Source organism: Pseudomonas sp. B3(2017) (genome assembly GCF_002113595.1).
Lineage (GTDB): Bacteria > Pseudomonadota > Gammaproteobacteria > Pseudomonadales > Pseudomonadaceae > Aquipseudomonas > Aquipseudomonas ekonensis.
Window position 1 is genome coordinate 136,304 of the sequence record NZ_NEIU01000015.1, and the last position, 18,867, is coordinate 155,170.

The 18,867-nt window shown below is 65.5% G+C and carries 18 protein-coding genes and 1 pseudogene; 8 read left to right on the top strand and 11 right to left on the bottom strand.

Annotation, left to right across the window (positions count from 1 at the left end; all coding sequences use genetic code 11):
• Positions 1 to 79 precede the first annotated feature (79 nt).
• The 8 genes and pseudogenes from hisI to CAG33_RS29115 all read left to right on the top strand — a co-directional run bounded on the left by hisI (position 80) and on the right by CAG33_RS29115 (position 5,123).
• A complete protein-coding gene (hisI, locus tag CAG33_RS21070; protein ID WP_085585467.1) occupies positions 80 to 484 on the top strand; it encodes a phosphoribosyl-AMP cyclohydrolase in 405 nt (134 codons plus the stop codon).
• Positions 477 to 809 carry a phosphoribosyl-ATP diphosphatase gene (locus CAG33_RS21075; RefSeq protein WP_085585469.1) on the top strand — a complete coding sequence of 111 codons (333 nt, stop codon included), beginning with the start codon at positions 477 to 479 and terminating at the stop codon, positions 807 to 809. Before hisI ends, CAG33_RS21075 begins: the two co-directional genes overlap by 8 nt.
• A gap of 25 nt (positions 810 to 834) precedes the next feature.
• Positions 835 to 1,113 (top strand): twin-arginine translocase TatA/TatE family subunit, encoded by a 279-nt coding sequence (locus CAG33_RS21080; RefSeq protein ID WP_085585471.1) that lies wholly within the window; start codon positions 835 to 837, stop codon positions 1,111 to 1,113.
• 10 nt (positions 1,114 to 1,123) lie between these two features.
• Entirely contained in the window at positions 1,124 to 1,570 is a 447-nt protein-coding gene (gene tatB / locus CAG33_RS21085; protein WP_085631070.1) for a Sec-independent protein translocase protein TatB, read from the top strand.
• Entirely contained in the window at positions 1,567 to 2,355 is a 789-nt protein-coding gene (tatC, locus tag CAG33_RS21090) for a twin-arginine translocase subunit TatC (RefSeq protein ID WP_085585475.1), read from the top strand. Before tatB ends, tatC begins: the two co-directional genes overlap by 4 nt.
• Positions 2,352 to 3,059 carry a 16S rRNA (uracil(1498)-N(3))-methyltransferase gene (locus CAG33_RS21095; protein ID WP_085640418.1) on the top strand — a complete coding sequence of 236 codons (708 nt, stop codon included), beginning with the start codon at positions 2,352 to 2,354 and terminating at the stop codon, positions 3,057 to 3,059. Before tatC ends, CAG33_RS21095 begins: the two co-directional genes overlap by 4 nt.
• Before the next feature lie 264 nt (positions 3,060 to 3,323).
• A pseudogene (locus CAG33_RS29110) lies at positions 3,324 to 4,208 on the top strand (methyl-accepting chemotaxis protein); the annotation flags it as partial.
• Between the two features lie 210 nt (positions 4,209 to 4,418).
• Entirely contained in the window at positions 4,419 to 5,123 is a 705-nt protein-coding gene (locus tag CAG33_RS29115; RefSeq protein ID WP_371856124.1) for a methyl-accepting chemotaxis protein, read from the top strand.
• Positions 5,124 to 5,410: 287 nt separating this feature from the next.
• Here the strand turns inward: CAG33_RS29115 and CAG33_RS21105 are convergent, their stop codons facing one another.
• The 11 genes from CAG33_RS21105 to hutI all read right to left on the bottom strand — a co-directional run bounded on the left by CAG33_RS21105 (position 5,411) and on the right by hutI (position 18,698).
• Positions 5,411 to 6,145, bottom strand: coding sequence for an amino acid ABC transporter ATP-binding protein (locus CAG33_RS21105; RefSeq protein WP_085585481.1), 735 nt, complete (start codon positions 6,143 to 6,145; stop codon positions 5,411 to 5,413).
• The gene (locus tag CAG33_RS21110) at positions 6,138 to 7,097 is read right to left on the bottom strand and encodes an amino acid ABC transporter permease (protein WP_085585483.1); all 960 of its coding nucleotides are present in this window, start codon (positions 7,095 to 7,097) and stop codon (positions 6,138 to 6,140) included. Before CAG33_RS21110 ends, CAG33_RS21105 begins: the two co-directional genes overlap by 8 nt.
• A gap of 175 nt (positions 7,098 to 7,272) precedes the next feature.
• A complete protein-coding gene (locus CAG33_RS21115) occupies positions 7,273 to 8,070 on the bottom strand; it encodes a transporter substrate-binding domain-containing protein (protein WP_085585485.1) in 798 nt (265 codons plus the stop codon).
• A 220-nt stretch (positions 8,071 to 8,290) separates the two neighbouring features.
• Positions 8,291 to 10,864, bottom strand: coding sequence for a glucans biosynthesis glucosyltransferase MdoH (gene mdoH, locus CAG33_RS21120; RefSeq protein ID WP_085640420.1), 2,574 nt, complete (start codon positions 10,862 to 10,864; stop codon positions 8,291 to 8,293).
• Positions 10,857 to 12,641: a glucan biosynthesis protein G gene (locus CAG33_RS21125; protein ID WP_371856121.1), complete on the bottom strand. Its 1,785-nt coding sequence runs from the start codon at positions 12,639 to 12,641 to the stop codon at positions 10,857 to 10,859. Before CAG33_RS21125 ends, mdoH begins: the two co-directional genes overlap by 8 nt.
• Positions 12,642 to 12,947: 306 nt before the next feature.
• The gene (gene dtd, locus CAG33_RS21130) at positions 12,948 to 13,385 is read right to left on the bottom strand and encodes a D-aminoacyl-tRNA deacylase (RefSeq protein WP_085585489.1); all 438 of its coding nucleotides are present in this window, start codon (positions 13,383 to 13,385) and stop codon (positions 12,948 to 12,950) included.
• Positions 13,382 to 14,353, bottom strand: a complete 972-nt coding sequence (pip, locus tag CAG33_RS21135; protein ID WP_085585491.1) for a prolyl aminopeptidase — start codon at positions 14,351 to 14,353, stop codon at positions 13,382 to 13,384. The genes dtd and pip overlap by 4 nt, the downstream gene beginning before the upstream one ends.
• Before the next feature lie 104 nt (positions 14,354 to 14,457).
• The gene (locus CAG33_RS21140; protein ID WP_085631079.1) at positions 14,458 to 15,375 is read right to left on the bottom strand and encodes an alpha/beta hydrolase; all 918 of its coding nucleotides are present in this window, start codon (positions 15,373 to 15,375) and stop codon (positions 14,458 to 14,460) included.
• 67 nt (positions 15,376 to 15,442) lie between these two features.
• Positions 15,443 to 16,390 carry a choline ABC transporter substrate-binding protein gene (locus CAG33_RS21145; protein WP_085631081.1) on the bottom strand — a complete coding sequence of 316 codons (948 nt, stop codon included), beginning with the start codon at positions 16,388 to 16,390 and terminating at the stop codon, positions 15,443 to 15,445.
• Positions 16,391 to 16,678: 288 nt separating this feature from the next.
• Positions 16,679 to 17,482 carry an N-formylglutamate deformylase gene (gene hutG, locus CAG33_RS21150; protein ID WP_085640422.1) on the bottom strand — a complete coding sequence of 268 codons (804 nt, stop codon included), beginning with the start codon at positions 17,480 to 17,482 and terminating at the stop codon, positions 16,679 to 16,681.
• A 10-nt stretch (positions 17,483 to 17,492) separates the two neighbouring features.
• On the bottom strand, positions 17,493 to 18,698 hold the full coding sequence (hutI, locus tag CAG33_RS21155) for an imidazolonepropionase (RefSeq protein ID WP_085631085.1): 1,206 nt from the start codon (positions 18,696 to 18,698) through the stop codon (positions 17,493 to 17,495).
• Positions 18,699 to 18,867 lie beyond the last annotated feature (169 nt).

Sequence of the window (18,867 nt, forward strand, 5' to 3'; positions counted from 1 at the left end):
AGTTCTGCGATCGGCTGGCACACTGTTCGAACGCCTGAACCCGACCAATGAAGCGTGGGGTTCGCTGTCGGAGTCGAAGATGAAAAACTGGCTGGACGAGATCAAGTGGGACGCCGATGGCCTGGTGCCGGCGATCGCCCAGGATCACAAGACCGGACGCGTGCTGATGATGGCCTGGATGAACCGCGAGGCGCTCGAGCTGACCGCCGCGGAAAACCGTGCAATCTACTGGTCACGTTCCCGTGGCAAGCTGTGGCGCAAGGGAGAGGAGTCCGGCCATGTGCAGACCCTGCACGAGATGCGCCTGGACTGCGACGCCGACGTGATCATCCTGATGGTCGAGCAGATCGGCGACATCGCCTGCCATACCGGCCGTCAGAGCTGCTTCTACCGCGTCTTCGAGAACGGCGACTGGAAAACGGTCGACCCGGTCCTGAAAGACCCGCACGCCATCTATTCCGCCGCAGGACACACACATGAGTGACACCCTGACCCGCCTCGCCCAGGTGCTCGAAGAGCGCAAGGGCGCGGCCGCCGACACCTCGTATGTCGCCAGCCTGTACCACAAGGGCCTGAACAAGATTCTGGAGAAGGTCGGCGAAGAGTCGGTGGAGACCATCATCGCCGCCAAGGACGCCGCCGTCAGCGGCGACTGCAGCGACGTGATCTACGAGACCGCCGACCTGTGGTTCCACAGCCTGGTCATGCTCGCCCAGCTGGGGCAGCATCCGCAGGCCGTGCTGGATGAGCTGGACCGTCGCTTCGGCCTGTCCGGACACGCCGAGAAAGCCTCGCGTCCGTCCGCCTGAAAACCAATTAGAGAGGAGCTGCAAGATGGGCATTTTTGACTGGAAACACTGGATCGTCATTCTGGTGGTCGTGGTGCTGGTGTTCGGCACCAAGAAACTGAAGAACCTGGGCACCGACGTCGGCGAATCGATCAAGGGCTTTCGCAAGGCCATGAACGACGACGAGAAACCGGCCGACCCGGGCGCCGCGCCTGCCCAACCGGTGCCGCCGGTGCAGCCGCAAGCCACCGCCCAGGCCAACCCGCCGCACACCATCGACGTGCAGGCGCAGAAGGTCGAAGAGCCGATCCGCAAAGACGTGTGAGCACTGACTAATGTTTGGTATCAGCTTCTCTGAACTGCTGCTCGTCGGCCTCGTCGCCCTGCTGGTGCTGGGCCCCGAGCGCCTGCCGGGCGCTGCGCGCACCGCCGGCCTGTGGGTCGGGCGCCTGAAGCGCAGCTTCAACGCGATCAAACAGGAAGTTGAACGTGAGATCGGTGCCGACGAGATCCGTCGGCAACTGCACAACGAGCACATCCTGTCCCTGGAGCAGGAGGCTCGCAAGATCCTCACGCCGGTCCAGCAGGAACCGACGCCGGTCGAGCACGTGGGCGGGCAGACGATCCACAGCCCTGCGGCGCCGACACCTGCGGCCCCTGCGCCAGCGCCAGCCGAACCCGCGCCGGCCGCCGCAGCGGCCCCGGCCGAACCCGTTGCCCCAGTTGCCGCGCCGACCGCGCCGGCCCCTCATGACCCGACATTGCCACCGCGAGCCCCATGAGCGATCTCCCCGAAAACGACCAGCACATGCCGCTGGTTTCGCACCTCACCGAGTTGCGCACCCGTCTGCTGCGTTGCGTCGCGGCGATCTTCATCATCTTCGCCGGGCTGTTCGCCTTCACCCAGCAGATCTACACCTTCGTCTCGACGCCGCTGCGCCAGTACCTGCCGGCCGGCGCGACGATGATCGCCACCGACGTGTCGTCGCCGTTCCTGACGCCCCTGAAGCTGACGATGATGGTCTCGCTGTTCCTGGCGATCCCGGTGATCCTGCACCAGATCTGGGGCTTCATCGCGCCGGGCCTGTACAAGCATGAGAAACGCGTCGCGGTGCCGCTGCTGATCTCCAGCATCCTGCTGTTCTACACCGGCATGGCGTTCGCCTACTTCTTCGTGTTCCCGCTGATCTTCAAGTTCTTCGCCTCGGCCACCCCGGCCGGCGTCGAGATGATGACCGACATCACCAGCTACCTCGATTTCGTCATGACGCTGTTCTTCGCCTTCGGCGTGGCGTTCGAGATCCCGGTGGCCGTGGTGCTGCTGGTGTGGATCGGCGTGGTCGACGTCAAGTACCTGAAGAAGATCCGCCCGTACGTGATCATCGGCTGCTTCGTGGTCGGCATGATCCTCACCCCGCCGGACATCTTCTCCCAGACCCTGTTGGCCGTGCCGATGTGGATGCTGTTCGAGGTCGGCATCCTGTTCGGCAGCCTGGTGAGCAAGCGCGAACGCCCGGACGAGACCGCCGACGACCACAACGACCAGCCGCCAGCGACCCAGCCATGAACCTGCTGCTGCTCGAAGAGGCCGATTTCATTGCGGCCGACCGCGTCGTGCTGCGCGACCGCCGCCTGACCCACATGCAGGAGGTCCACCGTTCGGAAGTCGGCGACAGCCTGCGGGTGGGGCGCGTTGGCGGGCTGATGGGCTCGGCGCAGGTGCTGCGCCTGGACGCCAATGAGGCGGAGCTGCAGATCAGCCTCGACCAGCCGCCGCCGGCCAAGCTGCCGCTGACCCTGGTGCTGGCCCTGCCCCGGCCGAAGATGCTGCGCCGGGTGTTCCAGACCGTGGCGACCATGGGCGTGCCCAAGGTGATCCTGGTCAACAGCTACCGGGTCGAGAAAAGCTTCTGGCAGACCCCGTTCCTGGAACCCGACGCGATCCGCGAACAATTGATCCTGGGCCTCGAACAGGCCCGGGACACCGTGTTGCCGCAGGTCATCATCGAAAAGCGCTTCAAGCCGTTCGTCGAGGATCGGCTACCGGCGATCGCCGACGGCACCCTCGGCCTGGTGGGCCATCCAGGCGATTTCCCGCCCTGCCCCCGCGCGCTCAGCGAGCCGGTCACCCTGGCCATCGGCCCGGAAGGCGGCTGGATCCCCTACGAAATCGACCTGCTGAACAAGGCCGGGCTGCAACCGGTGCAGCTGGGCGACCGCATCCTGCGGGTCGAAACCGCCGTCACCGCGCTGCTCGCCCGGCTGTTCTGACGGCCGCAAACCGCTCAAGCCCGTGGTGAGGGAACAAGCGCCCTCACCCCAGGATCCCTCGCTGCGGACAAATCGCGTTACAGAATGCCATCACGCCGCCGATACACTCTCCATAAGTCCAATTAGTGGTCCGAGGGGAGTCGTCGCATGTACCGTTGGTTAGCCGAGAATCTTGGAAACGTCAGCGTCAAACGCAAGCTGGGCATCGGCTTCGGCCTGGTGCTGCTGCTGACCTTGCTGATCACCGTGACCGGCTGGACCGGCATGAGCGGCATCATCAGCCGGGGCGACAAGCTCGGCTTCATCTCCAGCCTGAACGAGCTGACCAAGGACCTGCGCCTGGCCCGCCTGGACTATGAGATGCGCCGCGGCGAACAAGGCCCCGGCGCCGTCAACGACCTGCTCGGCAAGCTCGACAGCGGCCTGCAGACCGCCCGCGGACTGATCGAGCAACCGGCCGACGTGGCGATGATCGACCAGCAGCTGGCCGCCGTGGCCGAGTACAAGCGCGCCTTCGCCGACATGACCCAAGCCACCGCCCTGCGCGAAGACGCCCGCGGCAAGCTCGGCGCCACCGCCGACAACGCCGTGGCCCGGGTGGCCGAAGTCGAAAAATCGATGCTGCAGGGCGACAGCGTCGCCCAATTCAACGCGGTGATCGAGCTCAGCAAGCTGATCCAGCAGGCGCGCTTCCAGGTGCGCGGCTACACCTACAGCGGCAAGGCCGAAGCCGAGCAGCCGGCATTGGACGCCATCGACAACGCCCTGAAGAACCTCGAAAGCCTGCCGGCCAAACTGCCGGAACAGCACATCGCCAACCTGCAGCAGGCCACCGAATCGCTCAAGGCCTACCGCGCGGCGGTCAGCCAGTTCCGCGACTCCCAGGTGGCCAGCGCCAAGGCGCTGGCGCGCATGGCGGCCCAGGGCGACATCCTGCTCGACGTCAGCAAGAAGCTCACCGAGTCGCAGACCCTCGTGCGCGACACCGACGCCGCCGCCGCCAAGAACCAACTGCTGATCGCCACCCTGCTGGCCGTGGCCTTCGGCCTGCTGGCCGCCTGGGCGATCACCCGACAGATCATCATTCCACTGAACCAGACCCTCAAGGTCGCCGAGCGCGTGGCCGCCGGCGACCTCACCCATAACCTGGTGTCCCAGCGCCGCGACGAACTGGGCCAACTGCAGCGCTCGATGCAGAGCATGAACCAGGGCCTGCGCGAACTGATCGGCGGCATCAGCGACGGCGTCACCCAGATCGCCAGCGCCGCCGAAGAACTGTCGGCCGTGACTGAGCAGACCAGCGCCGGGGTGAACAATCAAAAGGTCGAGACCGACCAGGTGGCCACCGCCATGAACGAAATGGCCGCCACCGTGCAGGAAGTCGCGCGCAACGCAGAGGAAGCCTCCGAGGCCGCCGTGGCCGCTGATCAGCAGGCCCGCGAAGGCGACAAGGTGGTCGGCGAGGCCATCGCCCAGATCGAGCGCCTGGCCGCCGAGGTGGGGCATTCCACCGAGGCCATGGGCGAGCTCAAGCGCGAAAGCGACAAGATCGGCAGCGTGCTCGACGTGATCAAGTCCGTGGCCCAGCAAACCAACCTGCTGGCCCTCAACGCCGCCATCGAAGCGGCCCGCGCCGGCGAGGCCGGCCGCGGCTTCGCGGTGGTGGCGGACGAAGTGCGCAGCCTGGCCCAGCGCACCCAGAAATCCACCGAAGAGATCGAAGAGCTGATCGTCGGCCTGCAGAACGGCACCCAGCAAGTGGCGACGATCATGGACAACAGCCGCACCCTGACCGACAGCAGCGTGGAACTGACCCGCCGCGCCGGTGGCTCGCTGGACAGCATCACCCGCACCGTGTCGGCGATCCAGGCGATGAACCAGCAGATCGCGGCGGCGGCCGAGCAGCAGAGCGCCGTGGCCGAAGAGATCAACCGCAGCGTGCTGAACGTGCGGGACGTGTCGGACCAGACCTCGGCGGCCAGCGAAGAGACGGCGGCCTCCAGCGTCGAGCTGGCGCGCCTGGGCACCCACCTGCAGACGCTGGTGGGGCGGTTCAAGGTTTGAGCTGATGCATAGACCTCGGTTCACTGCGGACCGAGGTGATGCCATCGCTGGCAAGCCAGCTCCCACAGTGACCGAGTTGAACACAGACTTTATGGTCGACCGAAAACCTGTGGGAGCTGGCTTGCCAGCGATGGCGTCCAAGAGGACGCCGCCGCTAGAGCACCTGACGCAGGAAGGCCTGCGCCCGCGGATCCTCCCACAGTGACCGAGTTGAACACAGACTTTATGGTCGACCGAAAACCTGTGGAGCTGGCTTGCCAGCGATGGCGTCCGAAAGGACGCCGCCGTTAGAGGACCTGACGCAGGAAGGCCTGCGCACGCGGATCCTTCGGCGCCGCGAAGAACTGCTCCGGCGAAGCGTCCTCCAGCAGCTTGCCGTGATCGAAGAACAGCACGCGATCCGCCACTTCCCGGGCGAAGCCCATTTCGTGGGTGACGCAGACCATGGTCATGCCCTCCACGGCCAGGTTTTTCATCACATCCAGCACTTCGCCGACCATTTCCGGGTCGAGGGCCGAGGTCGGCTCGTCGAACAGCATCACCTTCGGATCCATCGCCAGCGCCCGGGCGATGGCCACGCGCTGCTGCTGGCCGCCGGACAGGCGCGACGGGTACTCGCGGGCCTTCTGGGCGATGCCGACCTTCTCCAGCAGCGCCAGGGCCTTGGCCTCGCTTTCTTTCTGCCCGCGCTTGCGCACGATCTTCTGCGCCAGGCACAGGTTCTCCAGCACGGTCATGTGCGGGAACAGGTTGAAATGCTGGAACACCATGCCGACTTCGCGGCGGTAGGCGTTGATGTCGGTCTTGGGGTCGGCCAGTTGCAGGCCGTCGATGCTCACCGAGCCTGAGTCGAACTGCTCCAGGCCGTTGAGGCAGCGCAGGAAGGTCGACTTGCCCGAACCGGACGGGCCGATCACCACCAGCACTTCGCCCTTGGCGACGGCGGTGCTGACGTTGTCCACCGCACGCACCACCTGGCCGCGGGTGTCGAAGACTTTTACCAGATCGCGGACTTCAATCACTTTGCGCGAGCCTCCGCTCGAGCCGGCTGGCGATTTTCGACAGCGGCAGGTTGATCAACAGGTACAGGCCGGCGACGCAGAACAGGATCTCGAACGGCGAGAACGAGGTGGTGATGACTTCCCGGCCGCTCTTGAGCAGTTCGGTGATGGCGATCACCGACACCAGCGAGGTGTCCTTCACCAGGCTGATGAACTGCCCGGCCAGCGGCGGCAGCACGCGCTTGAACGCCTGCGGCAGCACCACATGGCGCATCGACTGGCCGGCGCTCAGGCCCAGCGAGCGGGCGGCCTCGTTCTGGCCGCGGGCGATCGACTGCACGCCGGAGCGGATGATCTCGGCCACGTAGGCGCCGGTGAACAGCGACAACGCGGCGATCCCGGCGAACTCCCGGGACAGGTTCATCACCGTGCCGATGAAGAAGTAGAAGATGAAGATCTGCACCAGCAGCGGCGTGCCGCGCACCAGCTCGACGTAGATCGTCGAAAGGTCGCGCAGGGTCGGGTTGTTCGAGAGGCGGCACAGCCCCGTCGCCAGGCCGATCAGCAGGCCCAGCACGCCGGACACCACCGACAGCCACAGCGTCGTCCACAGCCCCCACAGCAGCGGCCCTGCCGCCCAATGGCGGGTGACGCCCACCACGTCGCCTTCGGCGACATCATCGCCCTGGGCGAACTGCAGGCTGTTCTCGTCGACGGTCAGGCGCTGCTCGTCACCGGCGTCGTTGCGCAGGGTGACCTCGGCGCTGCCGCCCTTGCGCACCAGTTCGCTGACGGTGGAGATGTCGGCGGCACGGTGGGTTTCCTCGGCCTGATAGGCGAAGTACTGCGGCACGCGGTTCCAGCGCCACTCGTAGGACATCAGCGACGTCGCGTAGTACAGCGCACCGGCCAGGCCGATCAGCACCAGCACGGTCAGGATGTGCCAGGGCCATTGGGCTTTTTTCTGTTTCATTGGATTTGCAGGTTCCGAAATCTGTGTCGCTTGGGAGGCCGCTATCGCGGGCAAGCCCGCTCCCACAGGGAATTGGGTGAACACAAATGTTGTGTTCGACGCGAAACCTGTGGGAGCGGGCTTGCCCGCGATCGGAGCGACTCGGCCTTAATGACCCGTCGCCATCAGAACGGGCTTATTCCATGTCCTTGAGCCACTCGGTGCTCTTGAACCACTTGTCATGGATGCGATCGTAGGTGCCGTCTTCGTGGATCTGGTGCAGGAAGTTGTTGATGAAGTTGATGCTGTCGTAGTCGCCCTTCTTCAGGCCGAAGGCCAGCGGCTCGTAGGTGAACGGCTTGTCGAGGAACACCAGCTTGCCGGCGCCGACCTTGTTCACCGCCACCACGTTGTACGGCGCGTCGTAGATGAAGGCGTCGGCCTTGCCGTTGACCACGTCGAGCACGGCTTCCTGCTCGTTGTCGTAGCCGTGGTACTTGGCCTTGGCGATCAGTTTCTTGGCCACCAGCTCGCCGGTGGTGCCGAGCTTGGAGGTGATGCGGTAGTCGGCGGTGTTCAGGTCTTTGTAGGACTTGACGGTGCCTTCCAGCTCCTTGCGGATCAGCAGGGTCTGGCCGACCACGATGAACGGTTCGCTGAAGTTCAGGCGCAGGTTGCGTTCCTGGGTCAGGGTCATGCCGCTGCCGATCATGTCGAACTTGTCGGTCATCAGCGCCGGGATGATCCCGTCGTAGCCGGTGGACACCAGCTCCAGCTTGACGCCCATGGCCTTGGTCATGGCCTTGAGGATGTCGACTTCGAAGCCGATGATCTCGCCGCGCTTGTTGGTCATCTCGAACGGCATGTAGGTCGGGTCCATGCCGACCTTCAACGAACCGCGCTTGACCGCGTCGTCGATGGCGCCGGCCTGCGCCGCATTGACCGCAACCAGTGCCGTGACGCCGACCAGCAGCATCGACAGATACTTCTTCATCTTCAAGTCCCCAAAACCATTGCATGTGCGGCGCGAAAACGACAGAAGCAGGCAAGAACGCCCGGGCGCGCCAATTCGGGGACGGATGCTAACGCACTCGCTCGATTGCACAAGGGTTAATGGACGATTTGTTTAACAATCGACAGCGGTTTCCCACCGCGCCCTGAAGGACAGGCGGGCAGCGCAAACAAAAAAGCCCCGCCAGGAGGCGGGGCTTTCGTCAGGCCGGCTGGGCCTGCAGGCTGGCCGGCGGCCGCAACGGCAGCAACGGCGCGTGCGGGTCGGCTTTCACCGACGCCCGCCAGGCGTCCAGCCAGTCGCCCAGGCCTTCGCTCCAGACCTGCTCGTGCAGGCGGGCCAGGGCCACCGGGTCGCTCAGCAGTTGCAGGCGGTCGTGGTTGTTCAGCCCGGCGGGGCCGACCTTGACCGCATGGCGCACGCGCTCCTGGCGCAGCCACTCGATCGGCTCGGCCTGACCGTGACGGGACGTCGCCAGCGAGCACGCCAGGGCGTTCTGCTGCGGGTCGACCACGGCGCGGACGAAACCGTCGTTCAGCGCATGCCAGCGGTTCTCGTGGGTGTACTGGTCGGTGGCCAGCAGCGCCTGCGGCGGATTGTATTCCTCGGGGATGAGGAACAGGCTCTCGTCGCGGGACTTGAGGCCCAGGCCCACGCGGCTGGAGATCACCGACACCGGGATCGACAGCATCAGGGAACCGACGATCGGCACCAGCCACCACAGGAAGCTCGGGTTCAGCCAGATCACCAGCAGCGCCCAGAAGAAGCCCAGCAGCGTCTGCGGGCCGTGGCGCTTGACCGCTTCGCTCCACGGCGTGGAGTCGTCGTCACGCTGCGGCGAGTTCCAGGTCGCGGCCCAGCCCAGGAACGCGGCGAGGACGAAGCGGGTGTGGAAGATCATCCGCACCGGCGCCAGCAGCATGGAGAACAGCATCTCCAGCAGCATCGACACGGTCACCTTGAACTTGCCGCCGAACTCTTTCGCGCCCTTGGCCCAGATCAGGATGATGCTCAGGAGCTTGGGCAGAAACAGCAGCACGATGGTGGTCGAGAACAGGGCGATGGCCTTGTCCGGGTGCCACTGCGGCCACAGCGGGTAGAGCTGGCGCGGTTCGAGGAAGTACTGCGGCTCCATCAGCGTGTTCACCGCCAGCAGCGCGGTGGACAGCACCAGGAAGAAGAACCACAGCGGCGCCGACAAGTACGACATCACGCCGGTGAGGAACACCGCGCGGTGCACCGGGTGCATGCCCTTGACCAGGAACAGGCGGAAGTTCATCAGGTTGCCGTGGCACCAGCGACGGTCGCGCTTGAGCTCGTCGAGCAGGTTCGGCGGCAGCTCTTCGTAGCTGCCCGGCAGGTCGTAGGCGATCCACACGCCCCAGCCGGCCCGGCGCATCAGCGCCGCTTCGACGAAGTCGTGGGACAGGATCGCACCGGAGAACGCGCCCTTGCCCGGCAACGGCGCCAGGGCGCAGTGGTCGATGAACGGCTTCATCCGGATGATCGCGTTGTGGCCCCAGTAGTGGGATTCGCCCAACTGCCAGAAGTGCAGGCCGGCGGTGAACAGCGGGCCGTACACGCGGGTGGCGAACTGCTGCATGCGCGCATAGAGGGTGTCCATGCCCGAAGCCCGCGGCGCGGTCTGGATGATCCCGGCGTCCGGCGTGGCTTCCATCAGACGCACCAGGCTGGTCAGGCACTCGCCGCTCATCACCGAGTCGGCGTCCAGCACGACCATGTACTTGTAGTCGCCGCCCCAGCGACGGCAGAAGTCGTCGAGGTTGCCGCTCTTGCGCTTCACGCGGCGACGGCGGCGGCGGTAGAAGATTTTGCCGAAGCCTTTGGCTTCGCGGCAGACGTCCAGCCAGGCCTGCTGCTCGGCCACGCAGATGTCGGTGTCGTTGCTGTCGCTGAGGACGAAGAAGTCGAAGCGGTCCAGATCACCGGTGGCGGCGACCGACTCGAACGTCGCCCGCAGGCCGGCGAACACCCGCGGCACGTCTTCGTTGCAGATCGGCATCACCAGTGCGGTGCGGGCGTCCTTGGGAATCGGCTCGTTGCCGGCGCTCTTGCCGGAGATCCGGTACTTGTCGTGACCGGTGAGCAGTTCCAGGAAGCCCATCAGCGCGGTCCAGAAACCGGCCGACACCCAGCAGAACAGGATCCCGAACATGATCAGGATGCTGGTCTGCAGCGCATACGGCAGCACTTGCGTGGCGGTCTGCAGCAGCGGCTGGTGCAGGACCTCTTCCAGGTCGACGAACGACCAGCCCTGGTACGGCATGATGCCTTTCATGTACCAGCCGGCGACGACGGTCTGGCCCAGCATCAGCAGCAGCAGGATGTAGCGGCGGATCGACCCGACGGTGCGCCAGCGGGCCGCCGGCAGCACGTTCTGGTCCTTCGGCGGCTGCGGCGGGTTGGTGCGCCCGGTCAGGCGCCGCCAGCCGCGCACCAGGATGTTGGTGCGCCATGGCTCCGGCACGACCTTGGTGCGCCGGATCGGCGGCGCGGCCTTGAGGCAGACGCGGCCGCTGGCGTCGAGCGCCAGCATTTCCGCGTCCTGCAGCTCTTCGGCGGTGCTCAGGGCCAGGCGCTGGCCCACCGAAGCCTGGGCGGCTTCGGCAGGGGCACCGAACGTGCTGGAGGACAGGCGTTCATGCAGTTCGCTGAAGGACCGGCAGCCCGCGAGTTCCGCGCGCTGCTCGTCGGTCATCGGCAGATGCGCCAGATACTCGGACAGAGTTTCCGGCTGTACTTGAGAGTTACTCATCGGCAGGCAACTGATAGCTCCAGGTCTCGGTCAGGACTTCTTCAGTCGGGGCCGATTCCGGTGTGGCTGGGGCCGCTTCGGCAGCCGCTGGCTGCTTGGCGTCTTTGTTGGCCTTTTCCTTGGCATCTGCCGCAGGCTTGGCGTCGGCTTGCTTAGCCTCCGCTGCCTTGGCTTCCTTGTCGGCTTTTTCCTGCTGCTTGGCGGCGACCTTGTCGGCCTTGGCGACGGACGAGTTCGACGCCGGCACCGAAGTCTTGGCCAGGTCCGCCGGCACCACGTGCTGCACCAGGGCGGCACGCATCTCGGTGGACTTGCTTGCGTCCTTGATCTTCAGGCGCAGGGTCAGGCGCCAGCCCTTGGTCTCAGGGTTGTAGCGCACGCTGTTCTCGACCAGTTCGGCGTTGTCGCCGACGCTGACCTGGCTGCGCACGTCCGCGTCCGGCGACAGCGCCGACAGGGACGGGCCTTCGAAGTCCACCAGGTAGGCGACGCTGCCGTCCGGCTGACGGATCAGGTTGGACTGCTTCACGTCGCCGGTGGAACGCAGGGTCTGGTTGACCCAGGCGCTGTCCGGCGCGTGCAGCGCGGCTTCGTCGATGGTCCAGTGCATGCGGTAGGCGAAGTCCAGCGGCTGGCCCGGCTCCGGCATCTTCTCCGGGCTCCAGAACGCAACGATGTTGTCGTTGGTCTCGTCGGCGGTCGGAATCTCCACCAGGTCGACGGTGCCCTTGCCCCACTCGCCCTTCGGCTCGATCCAGGCGCTCGGGCGCTTGTCGTAGCGGTCGTCGAGGTCTTCGTAGTGGCTGAAGTCGCGGCCACGCTGCAGCAGGCCGAAACCGCGCGGGTTCTCGACGCTGAAATTGCTCACGGCCAGGTGTTTCGGGTTGTTCAGCGGACGCCAGATCCACTCGCCGTTGCCGGCGTGGATCGACAGGCCGCTGGAGTCGTGCAGCTCACGACGGTAGTTGAGCACCTTCGACGGCTGGTTGGCGCCGAACAGGAACATGCTGGTCAGCGGCGCGATGCCGAGCTTGCCGACCTTGTCGCGCAGGAACATCTGCGCCTTGACGTCGACGATGGTGTCGCTGCCCGGACGCAGGATCAGGCGGTAGGCGCCGGTGGCGCGCGGCGAGTCCAGCAGGGCGAAGATCACCAGGTGCTTGTCGCCCGGCTTCGGTTGCTGGATCCAGAACTCGCGAAAGCGCGGGAACTCTTCGCCCGACGGCAGGGCGGTGTCGATGGCCAGGCCACGGGCCGACAGGCCGTAGGTGTGGCCCTTGCCGACGACGCGGAAGTAGCTCGCGCCCAGCATGGTCATGATTTCGTCTTGCTTGTCGGCCTTGTTGATCGGGTACAGCACGCGGAAGCCGGCATAGCCCAGCTGCTCGGTGGCCTTCGGATCGAACTGCAGGTCGCCGAAATCGAAGCGGGACGGGTCGTACTTGATCTCTTCGACGGTGTTCGCGGTGATTTCGTTGATTTTCACCGGCGTATCGAAGTGCATGCCCTGATGGTAGAAGGACAGTTTGAACGGCGTCTTCTGGTCGGCCCACTCAGCCTTTTCGGTGCGGAAACGGATCTTCTGGTAGTCCGCGAACTTCATTTCGCGGAACTCGGTCGGCAGGTTGCTGCGCGGGGCTTCGAACTTCTGCCCGGCCAGCTCTTTAGCCTTGGCGGACACATCGTCCAGATTGAACGCCCAAAGCTGGCCGGCGCTGAGCAGGCACAGGAGCGCCGAGCCCGCTACCAGCGCGCTTCGCATGCGTTTGGCAGACATTCTTGCTGCATTACAGGGACTAACAATCACGAGCAACCCTCGCCGAAAACAGATCAAAAAACCAACGGCCAGCTATCTATGTGCCAGGTTGGCGAGCATTGTTCCGACTCCGCTGGGGCAAAATGATTCCCCAATCGGATCCGTCCAAGTCTCTACCTAAGTCAAAATGGATCAACGAACGCTGATCCCCATAGCGCGCGATTATCTAGTAGCCCGCGTGACAACGCATCAGGGGCAACAAAGTATTTATCGCGAAAATTCCCTGTTTTCAGTCGAAAAGCCCTTGAAATGATGTTTCAAGGGCTTTCATGTCTGTAACAGAAACGTGACCGGGCCATCGTTGACCAGGTGCACCTGCATATCCGCGCCGAATCTACCTGATGCCACAGTGCCATGCACCTGTTTCGCTTTGCCCAATAGATAGTCGAACAGCTCCTCGCCCAGGGCCGGAGGGGCCGCGGTCGAGAAACTCGGGCGCAACCCGCTTCGGGTGTCGGCGGCGAGGGTGAACTGAGAGACCAGCAGCAGCCCGCCGCCCACATCCGCCAAGGACAGGTTCATCTTGCCCTCGGCGTCACTGAATACCCGATAGTTAAGCAGCTTATGCAGAAGTTTGTCGGCGCTGGCCCGCGTGTCGTCGGGTTCGACCGCCACCAGCACCAGCAGCCCCTGGTCGATCGAGCCGACCGTCTCCCCCGCCACGTCGACCCGCGCGCCCTTCACGCGCTGCAGCAGCCCCTTCATGCTTCTTCGGGCGGCAGATCGAGCAGGCGGCGCGCCATCTTGCTCGCGGCACGCACCAGCGCATCGGTGATGCCCGGTTCCGACGCGGCGTGGCCGGCGTCGCGGATCACCTGCAGTTCGCTGTTCGGCCAGGCCTGGTGCAGTTCCCAGGCGTTGTCCAGCGGGCAGATCACGTCGTAGCGGCCATGGATGATCACGCCCGGCAGGTGGGCGATCTTGCCCATGTCGCGAATCAGCTGGTTCGGTTCGAGGAAGGCGTTGTTGGTGAAGTAGTGGCATTCGATCCGGGCGATGGACAGCGCGCGCTGCGGCTCGGAGAAGCGGTCGACCACCAGCGGGTTCGGCCGCAGGGTCGCGGTGCGCCCTTCCCAGATCGACCAGGCCTTGGCGGCGTGCATCTGGGCGATCTGGTCGTTGCCGGTCAGGCGCTTGTGGAAGGCGCCGAGCAGGTCGTCGCGCTCCTCCGGCGGGATCGGCGCGATGTAGTCCTGCCAGTAGTCGGGGAACAGGCGGCTGGCGCCGGCCTGGTAGAACCACTCGATCTCCTGCGGACGGCAGAGGAAGATCCCGCGCAGGATCAGCCCGTGCACCCGCTCCGGATGGGTCTGGGCGTAGGCCAGCGCCAGGGTCGAGCCCCAGGAGCCGCCGAACAGCACCCACTTGTCGATGCCCAGGTGCTTGCGGATGCGCTCCAGGTCCTCGACCAGATCCCAGGTGGTGTTGTTCTCCAGGCTGGCGTGAGGGGTGGAGCGTCCGCAGCCGCGCTGGTCGAAGGTGACGATGCGGTACAGGTTCGGGTCGAAGTAGCGGCGGCTCTGGGCGTCGCAACCGGCGCCGGGGCCGCCGTGGATGAACACCACCGGCAGGCCTTCGGGCGAGCCGCTTTCATCGACGTACAGCGTGTGGGTTCCATCGACGGCCAGATCGTGCCGGGCATGGGGTTTGATCTGCGGAAACAAAGTCTGCATTGCGCGCTCCGTAAGGGGTCGAGGTCATCCCTGGGGGGACTTCTATTATTCTGCCGTCCGGCATCATAAACCCGATTCACGTCAATGAGCATGCCCGCTCGCAGTCACAATTTGTCAGCCATGAACCTCAGCAGGCTGTCGTACAGACGGTCCACCTCGGGCACCCGTCCACGGCCGCGCAGGCAACCGTGCACCAGCCCTTCGCCATAGTAGAGGTCGGCCTCGCCGCCGTCAGCGGCCAGCCGCTCGGCGTAGCGCACGCCATCGTCGCGCAGCGGATCGAACTCGGCCACGGCGATCCAGGCCGGCGGCAAGCGGCCGAGGTCCTGCGCCAGCAGCGGCATGGCGCAAGCGTCGGGTTGACGGCTGCCGCGCAGGTACAGCGTGTGGTAGCAATCGACGTCGCTGGCTGTGAGCAGCGGCGCATCGGCGCATTCGCTGCGCGACGGCAAACGGTCATCGCCGCCGAGCCCCGGATAGATCAGCACCTGGGCCACGGGCAGCGGCTCGCCGGCATCGCGCAGGGCCAGGCACAACGCGGCGGCGAGGTTGCCGCCGGCGCTGTCGCCGGCCACCAGCAGGCGCTGCGGATCCAGCGCCAGCCCGGCACCGCGCAAGCCGCGCCAGACGCTCAGGCAATCGTCGAACCCGGCGGGGAACGGATGTTCCGGCGCCAACCGGTAGTCCACCGCCACCACCCTCGCTTCCAGCTGCATCGCCAGTTCGAAGCAGATGAAGTCGTGGGAATCCAGGCCGCCGACCACCCACCCGCCGCCGTGCAGGTACAGCACGCACGGCCAGCCCTCGGCCGGCGGCGCGCGGGGCGGCAGGTAGGACCTGACCGGCACGCCGTTCAGCGTAAAGTCCTCCACCGCCAGCCCTTGCGGACGGGCCGGGGTGAACGCCCGGCACATGCTGTCGTAGGCCTTGCGCAGTCCGGTCAGGCTGGAGTCCTCTGCGGTATGGCTCAGGGTTTCGGCGACGAATGCGGCCATTTCGGCGGAAAGCGGATAGGGAACCATGTCATTTCGATCCGACGGCGTCAGTTGGGAGTGGCGAGGCAGCTTGCTCCCTCGCCACAAGGCAGTGTCACTGCTTCAGGCTGGCCTGCACCGTGGCCACGCCGTCCTTGCCGTCGAAGCTGCTGACCCCCGCCAGCCAGCGCTGCAAGTCCTCGGGATGTTCGCGCAGCCACTTCTTCGCCACTTCCTGGGGTGTCTTGCGCTCCATGATCGGCACCATCAACTGGCTTTCCTGAGCGGCGGTGAAGGTCAGGTTCTCCAGCAGCCGGTAGACGTTGGGGCACCGCTCGGCGTAGTCCGGGGCCGTCACGCTCGACACGGTCGCGGCGCCTTCGTTGGGGCCGTAGACGTCTTCGCTGCCGGTCAGGTAGGTGATCTTCATGTTGATGTTCATCGGGTGCGGGGTCCAGCCGACGAACACCACGAATTCCTTGCGGTTCACCGCCCGCTGCACAGCGGCGAGCATGCCGGCCTCGCCGGACTCGACGATCTTGAAGTCCTTCAGGCCGAAGCGGTCGGTGTCGATCATGGTCTTGATCGTGGTGTTGGCGCCGCTGCCGGGTTCGATGCCGTAGATCTTGCCGCCCAACCGGTCCTTGAATTTGGCGATGTCGGCGAAGGTCCTGAGGCCCGCCTCGGCGACATAGTCCGGCACCGCCAGGGTGGCCTGGGCATCGGCCAGGCTCGGCGTGTCCATGACCTTGACCTGTTTGGCCGCCAGGAACGGCGCGATGTTGTTGTCCATCGCCGGTTTCCAGTACCCCAGGAAGATGTCGAGGCGTTTGTCGCGGATGCCCGCGAAGATGATCTGCTGCACGGCGCTGGTCTGCTTGCTTTCGTAGCCCAGGCCGTTGAGCAGCACGTCGGCCATGCCGCTGGTGGCGATCACGTCGGTCCAGTTGACCACGCCCATGCGCACGGTTTTGCAGGAGGGGTCGTCATTGGCCAGGACAGGGGCGCTGAGCAGGGCACTGCTCGCGAGGATTAACGCACAACGAGTGAACAGTCTTTTCATGGGGTCGTCTCGTGCGGCAGCGGTTTTATTGTCGGATCGGTGTCTTCATGCACCGTGGCCGAAACATTACGCAGCAGACGGGACGCAAAAGCGACCTGTGGCGACCGGGATTTGCACTGGGGCGACTGTCTTGGGGGGCCTGGTCGGACGCCATCGCCAGCAGGCTGGCTCCCACAGGGATCCCGCCGAACCCTGTAGGCGCGAGCCTGCTCGCGAAAGCGGTGTGTCATTCAACCAGGATGTCGTCTGACACAGCAGGCTCGCTCCCACAAGGATTTGGATCAGCCGTCAAGCGGCGTAACGGCCCTGCGCCCAGCCCAGCAGGCCTTGCAGCAGCTCCTTGAGCACCACTCGCGTCGGCTGCGCCAGGTCGGCGCGGTAGCGGAACGGTTCGAACTCTTCCATGTAGGTGCACTGGCCCAGCTCCAGCTGCACGGCGTGGATGTGCTCGTCCGGGTTGCCGTAGTGACGGGTGATGTGACCGCCCTTGAAGCGACCGTTGAGCACATGGCTGTAGTCGCCGTGGCGGGCGCAGATGGCTTCCAACTGCGTGGCCAGCTGCGGATCGCAGCTGGCGCCGTTGAAGGTGCCGAGGTTGAAGTCCGGCAACTTGCCGTCGAACAGGTGCGGGATCACCGAGCGGATCGAGTGTGCGTCGAACAGCAGCGCGTAGCCGAACTCGGCCTTCAGCCGCGCCAGCTCTTGCTGCAGGGTGCGGTGGTACGGCGTCCAGATCTGTTGCAGATAGGTCGCACGCTCCGCTTTCGAAGGCTCCAGCCCTTCCTGGAACAGCGGAATGCCGTCGAACAGGGTGGCCGGGTACAGACCGGTGGTCGCCCCCGCATACAGCGGCTTGTCGTCGGATGGCCGGTTGAGGTCGATGACGAACCGCGAATACTCGGCAGCCAACGTGCTGGCGCCCAGTTCCTGGGCGAAGTCGTACAGCTGCGGGATGTGCCAGTCGGTGTCCGGCAGGCTTTTCGCCGCCGGGATCAGCCCGGCCTCGACCGCCGGCGTCAGGCGCACGCCGGCGTGGGGCATGCTGATCAGCAGCGGCACGCGGCCTTGTTTGAAGTTCAGAACCTTATCCACAACCGCTCTCCTACAGGCTTGATTCGACGCCGTGACGCACGACGCGTTTGTCCAGTTCGCCGCCCAGCCAGTAGGCCAGGTCCGCCGGCCGGTCGATCTGCCAGGCGACGAAGTCCGCGACCTTGCCGACCTCCAGCGAGCCGTGGGTGGCGGCCATGCCCAGTGCCTGGGCCGCATGGATCGTCGCACCGGCCAGGGCCTCTTCCGGGGTCATGCGGAAACAGGTGCAGGCCATGTTCAGCATCAGGCGCAGCGACAGCGCCGGCGAGGTGCCGGGGTTGAGGTCGCTGGCGACGGCGATCTTCACCTTGTGCTTGCGCAGGGCATCCATCGGCGGCAACTGGGTTTCGCGCAGGAAGTAGAACGCTCCCGGCAGCAATACCGCGACCGTGTCGGCTTCGGCCATGGCGATGGCGTCCTCTTCGGTCATGAATTCCAGGTGATCGGCGGACAGGGCGCGGTAGCGCGCCGCCAGGCTGGAGCCGTGCAGCGACGACAGCTGTTCGGCGTGCAGCTTCACCGGCAGGCCGAGTTTTTGCGCGACGACGAAGACCCGTTCGACTTGCTCCGGCGAGAAGGCCAGGTATTCGCAGAACGCGTCCACGGCGTCCACCAGCCCTTCGGCGGCCAGCGCCGGCAGCATCTCGGCGCAGATGTGATCGATGTAGGCGTCGGCACGGTCGGCGTATTCCGGCGGCAACGCATGGGCGGCCAGGCAGGTGCTGCGCACGCTGACCGGCAGCTCGTCGGCCAGGCGCCGGATGACCCGCAGGATCTTGCGCTCGCTGGCCAGGTCCAGGCCGTAGCCGGACTTCATTTCGACCGTGGTCACGCCGTCGCGCATCAGGCTGCGCAGACGCTTGGCGGCGCTGGCGAACAGTTCGTCCTCGGACGCCTCGCGAGTGGCGCGCACGGTGCTGGCGATGCCGCCGCCCTGGGCGGCGATCTCGGCGTAGCTGACGCCTTGCAGGCGCTTCTCGAACTCGCCGCTGCGGTTGCCGCCGAACACGGTGTGGGTGTGGCAGTCGATCAGGCCGGGGGTGACCCACGCGCCCTGCAAGTCGTTGACCGCCGGGTATTCGCCCGCCGGCAATTGATGGCGCGGGCCGATCCACTCGATGAGCGCACCGGACGTCACAATGGCCGCGTCCTCGATGATCGAGTAGGCGCCCTGCGCCATGGTCGCGACGTGGCAGTGTTGCCAGAGGGTTTTCATCCCAAGTCCTCGTCTTGTTCAAAATCGTTTCGCTGGCAAGCCAGCTCCCACAGGGGACTGCGCAGAACCTGTGGGAGCTGGCTTGCCAGCGATGAGGCCCTTACAGGCTCGGCAGCAGTTTGGCAGGCACCAACGCGCTCAGGCACCGCGACGCCAGCAGCCCGGTCGC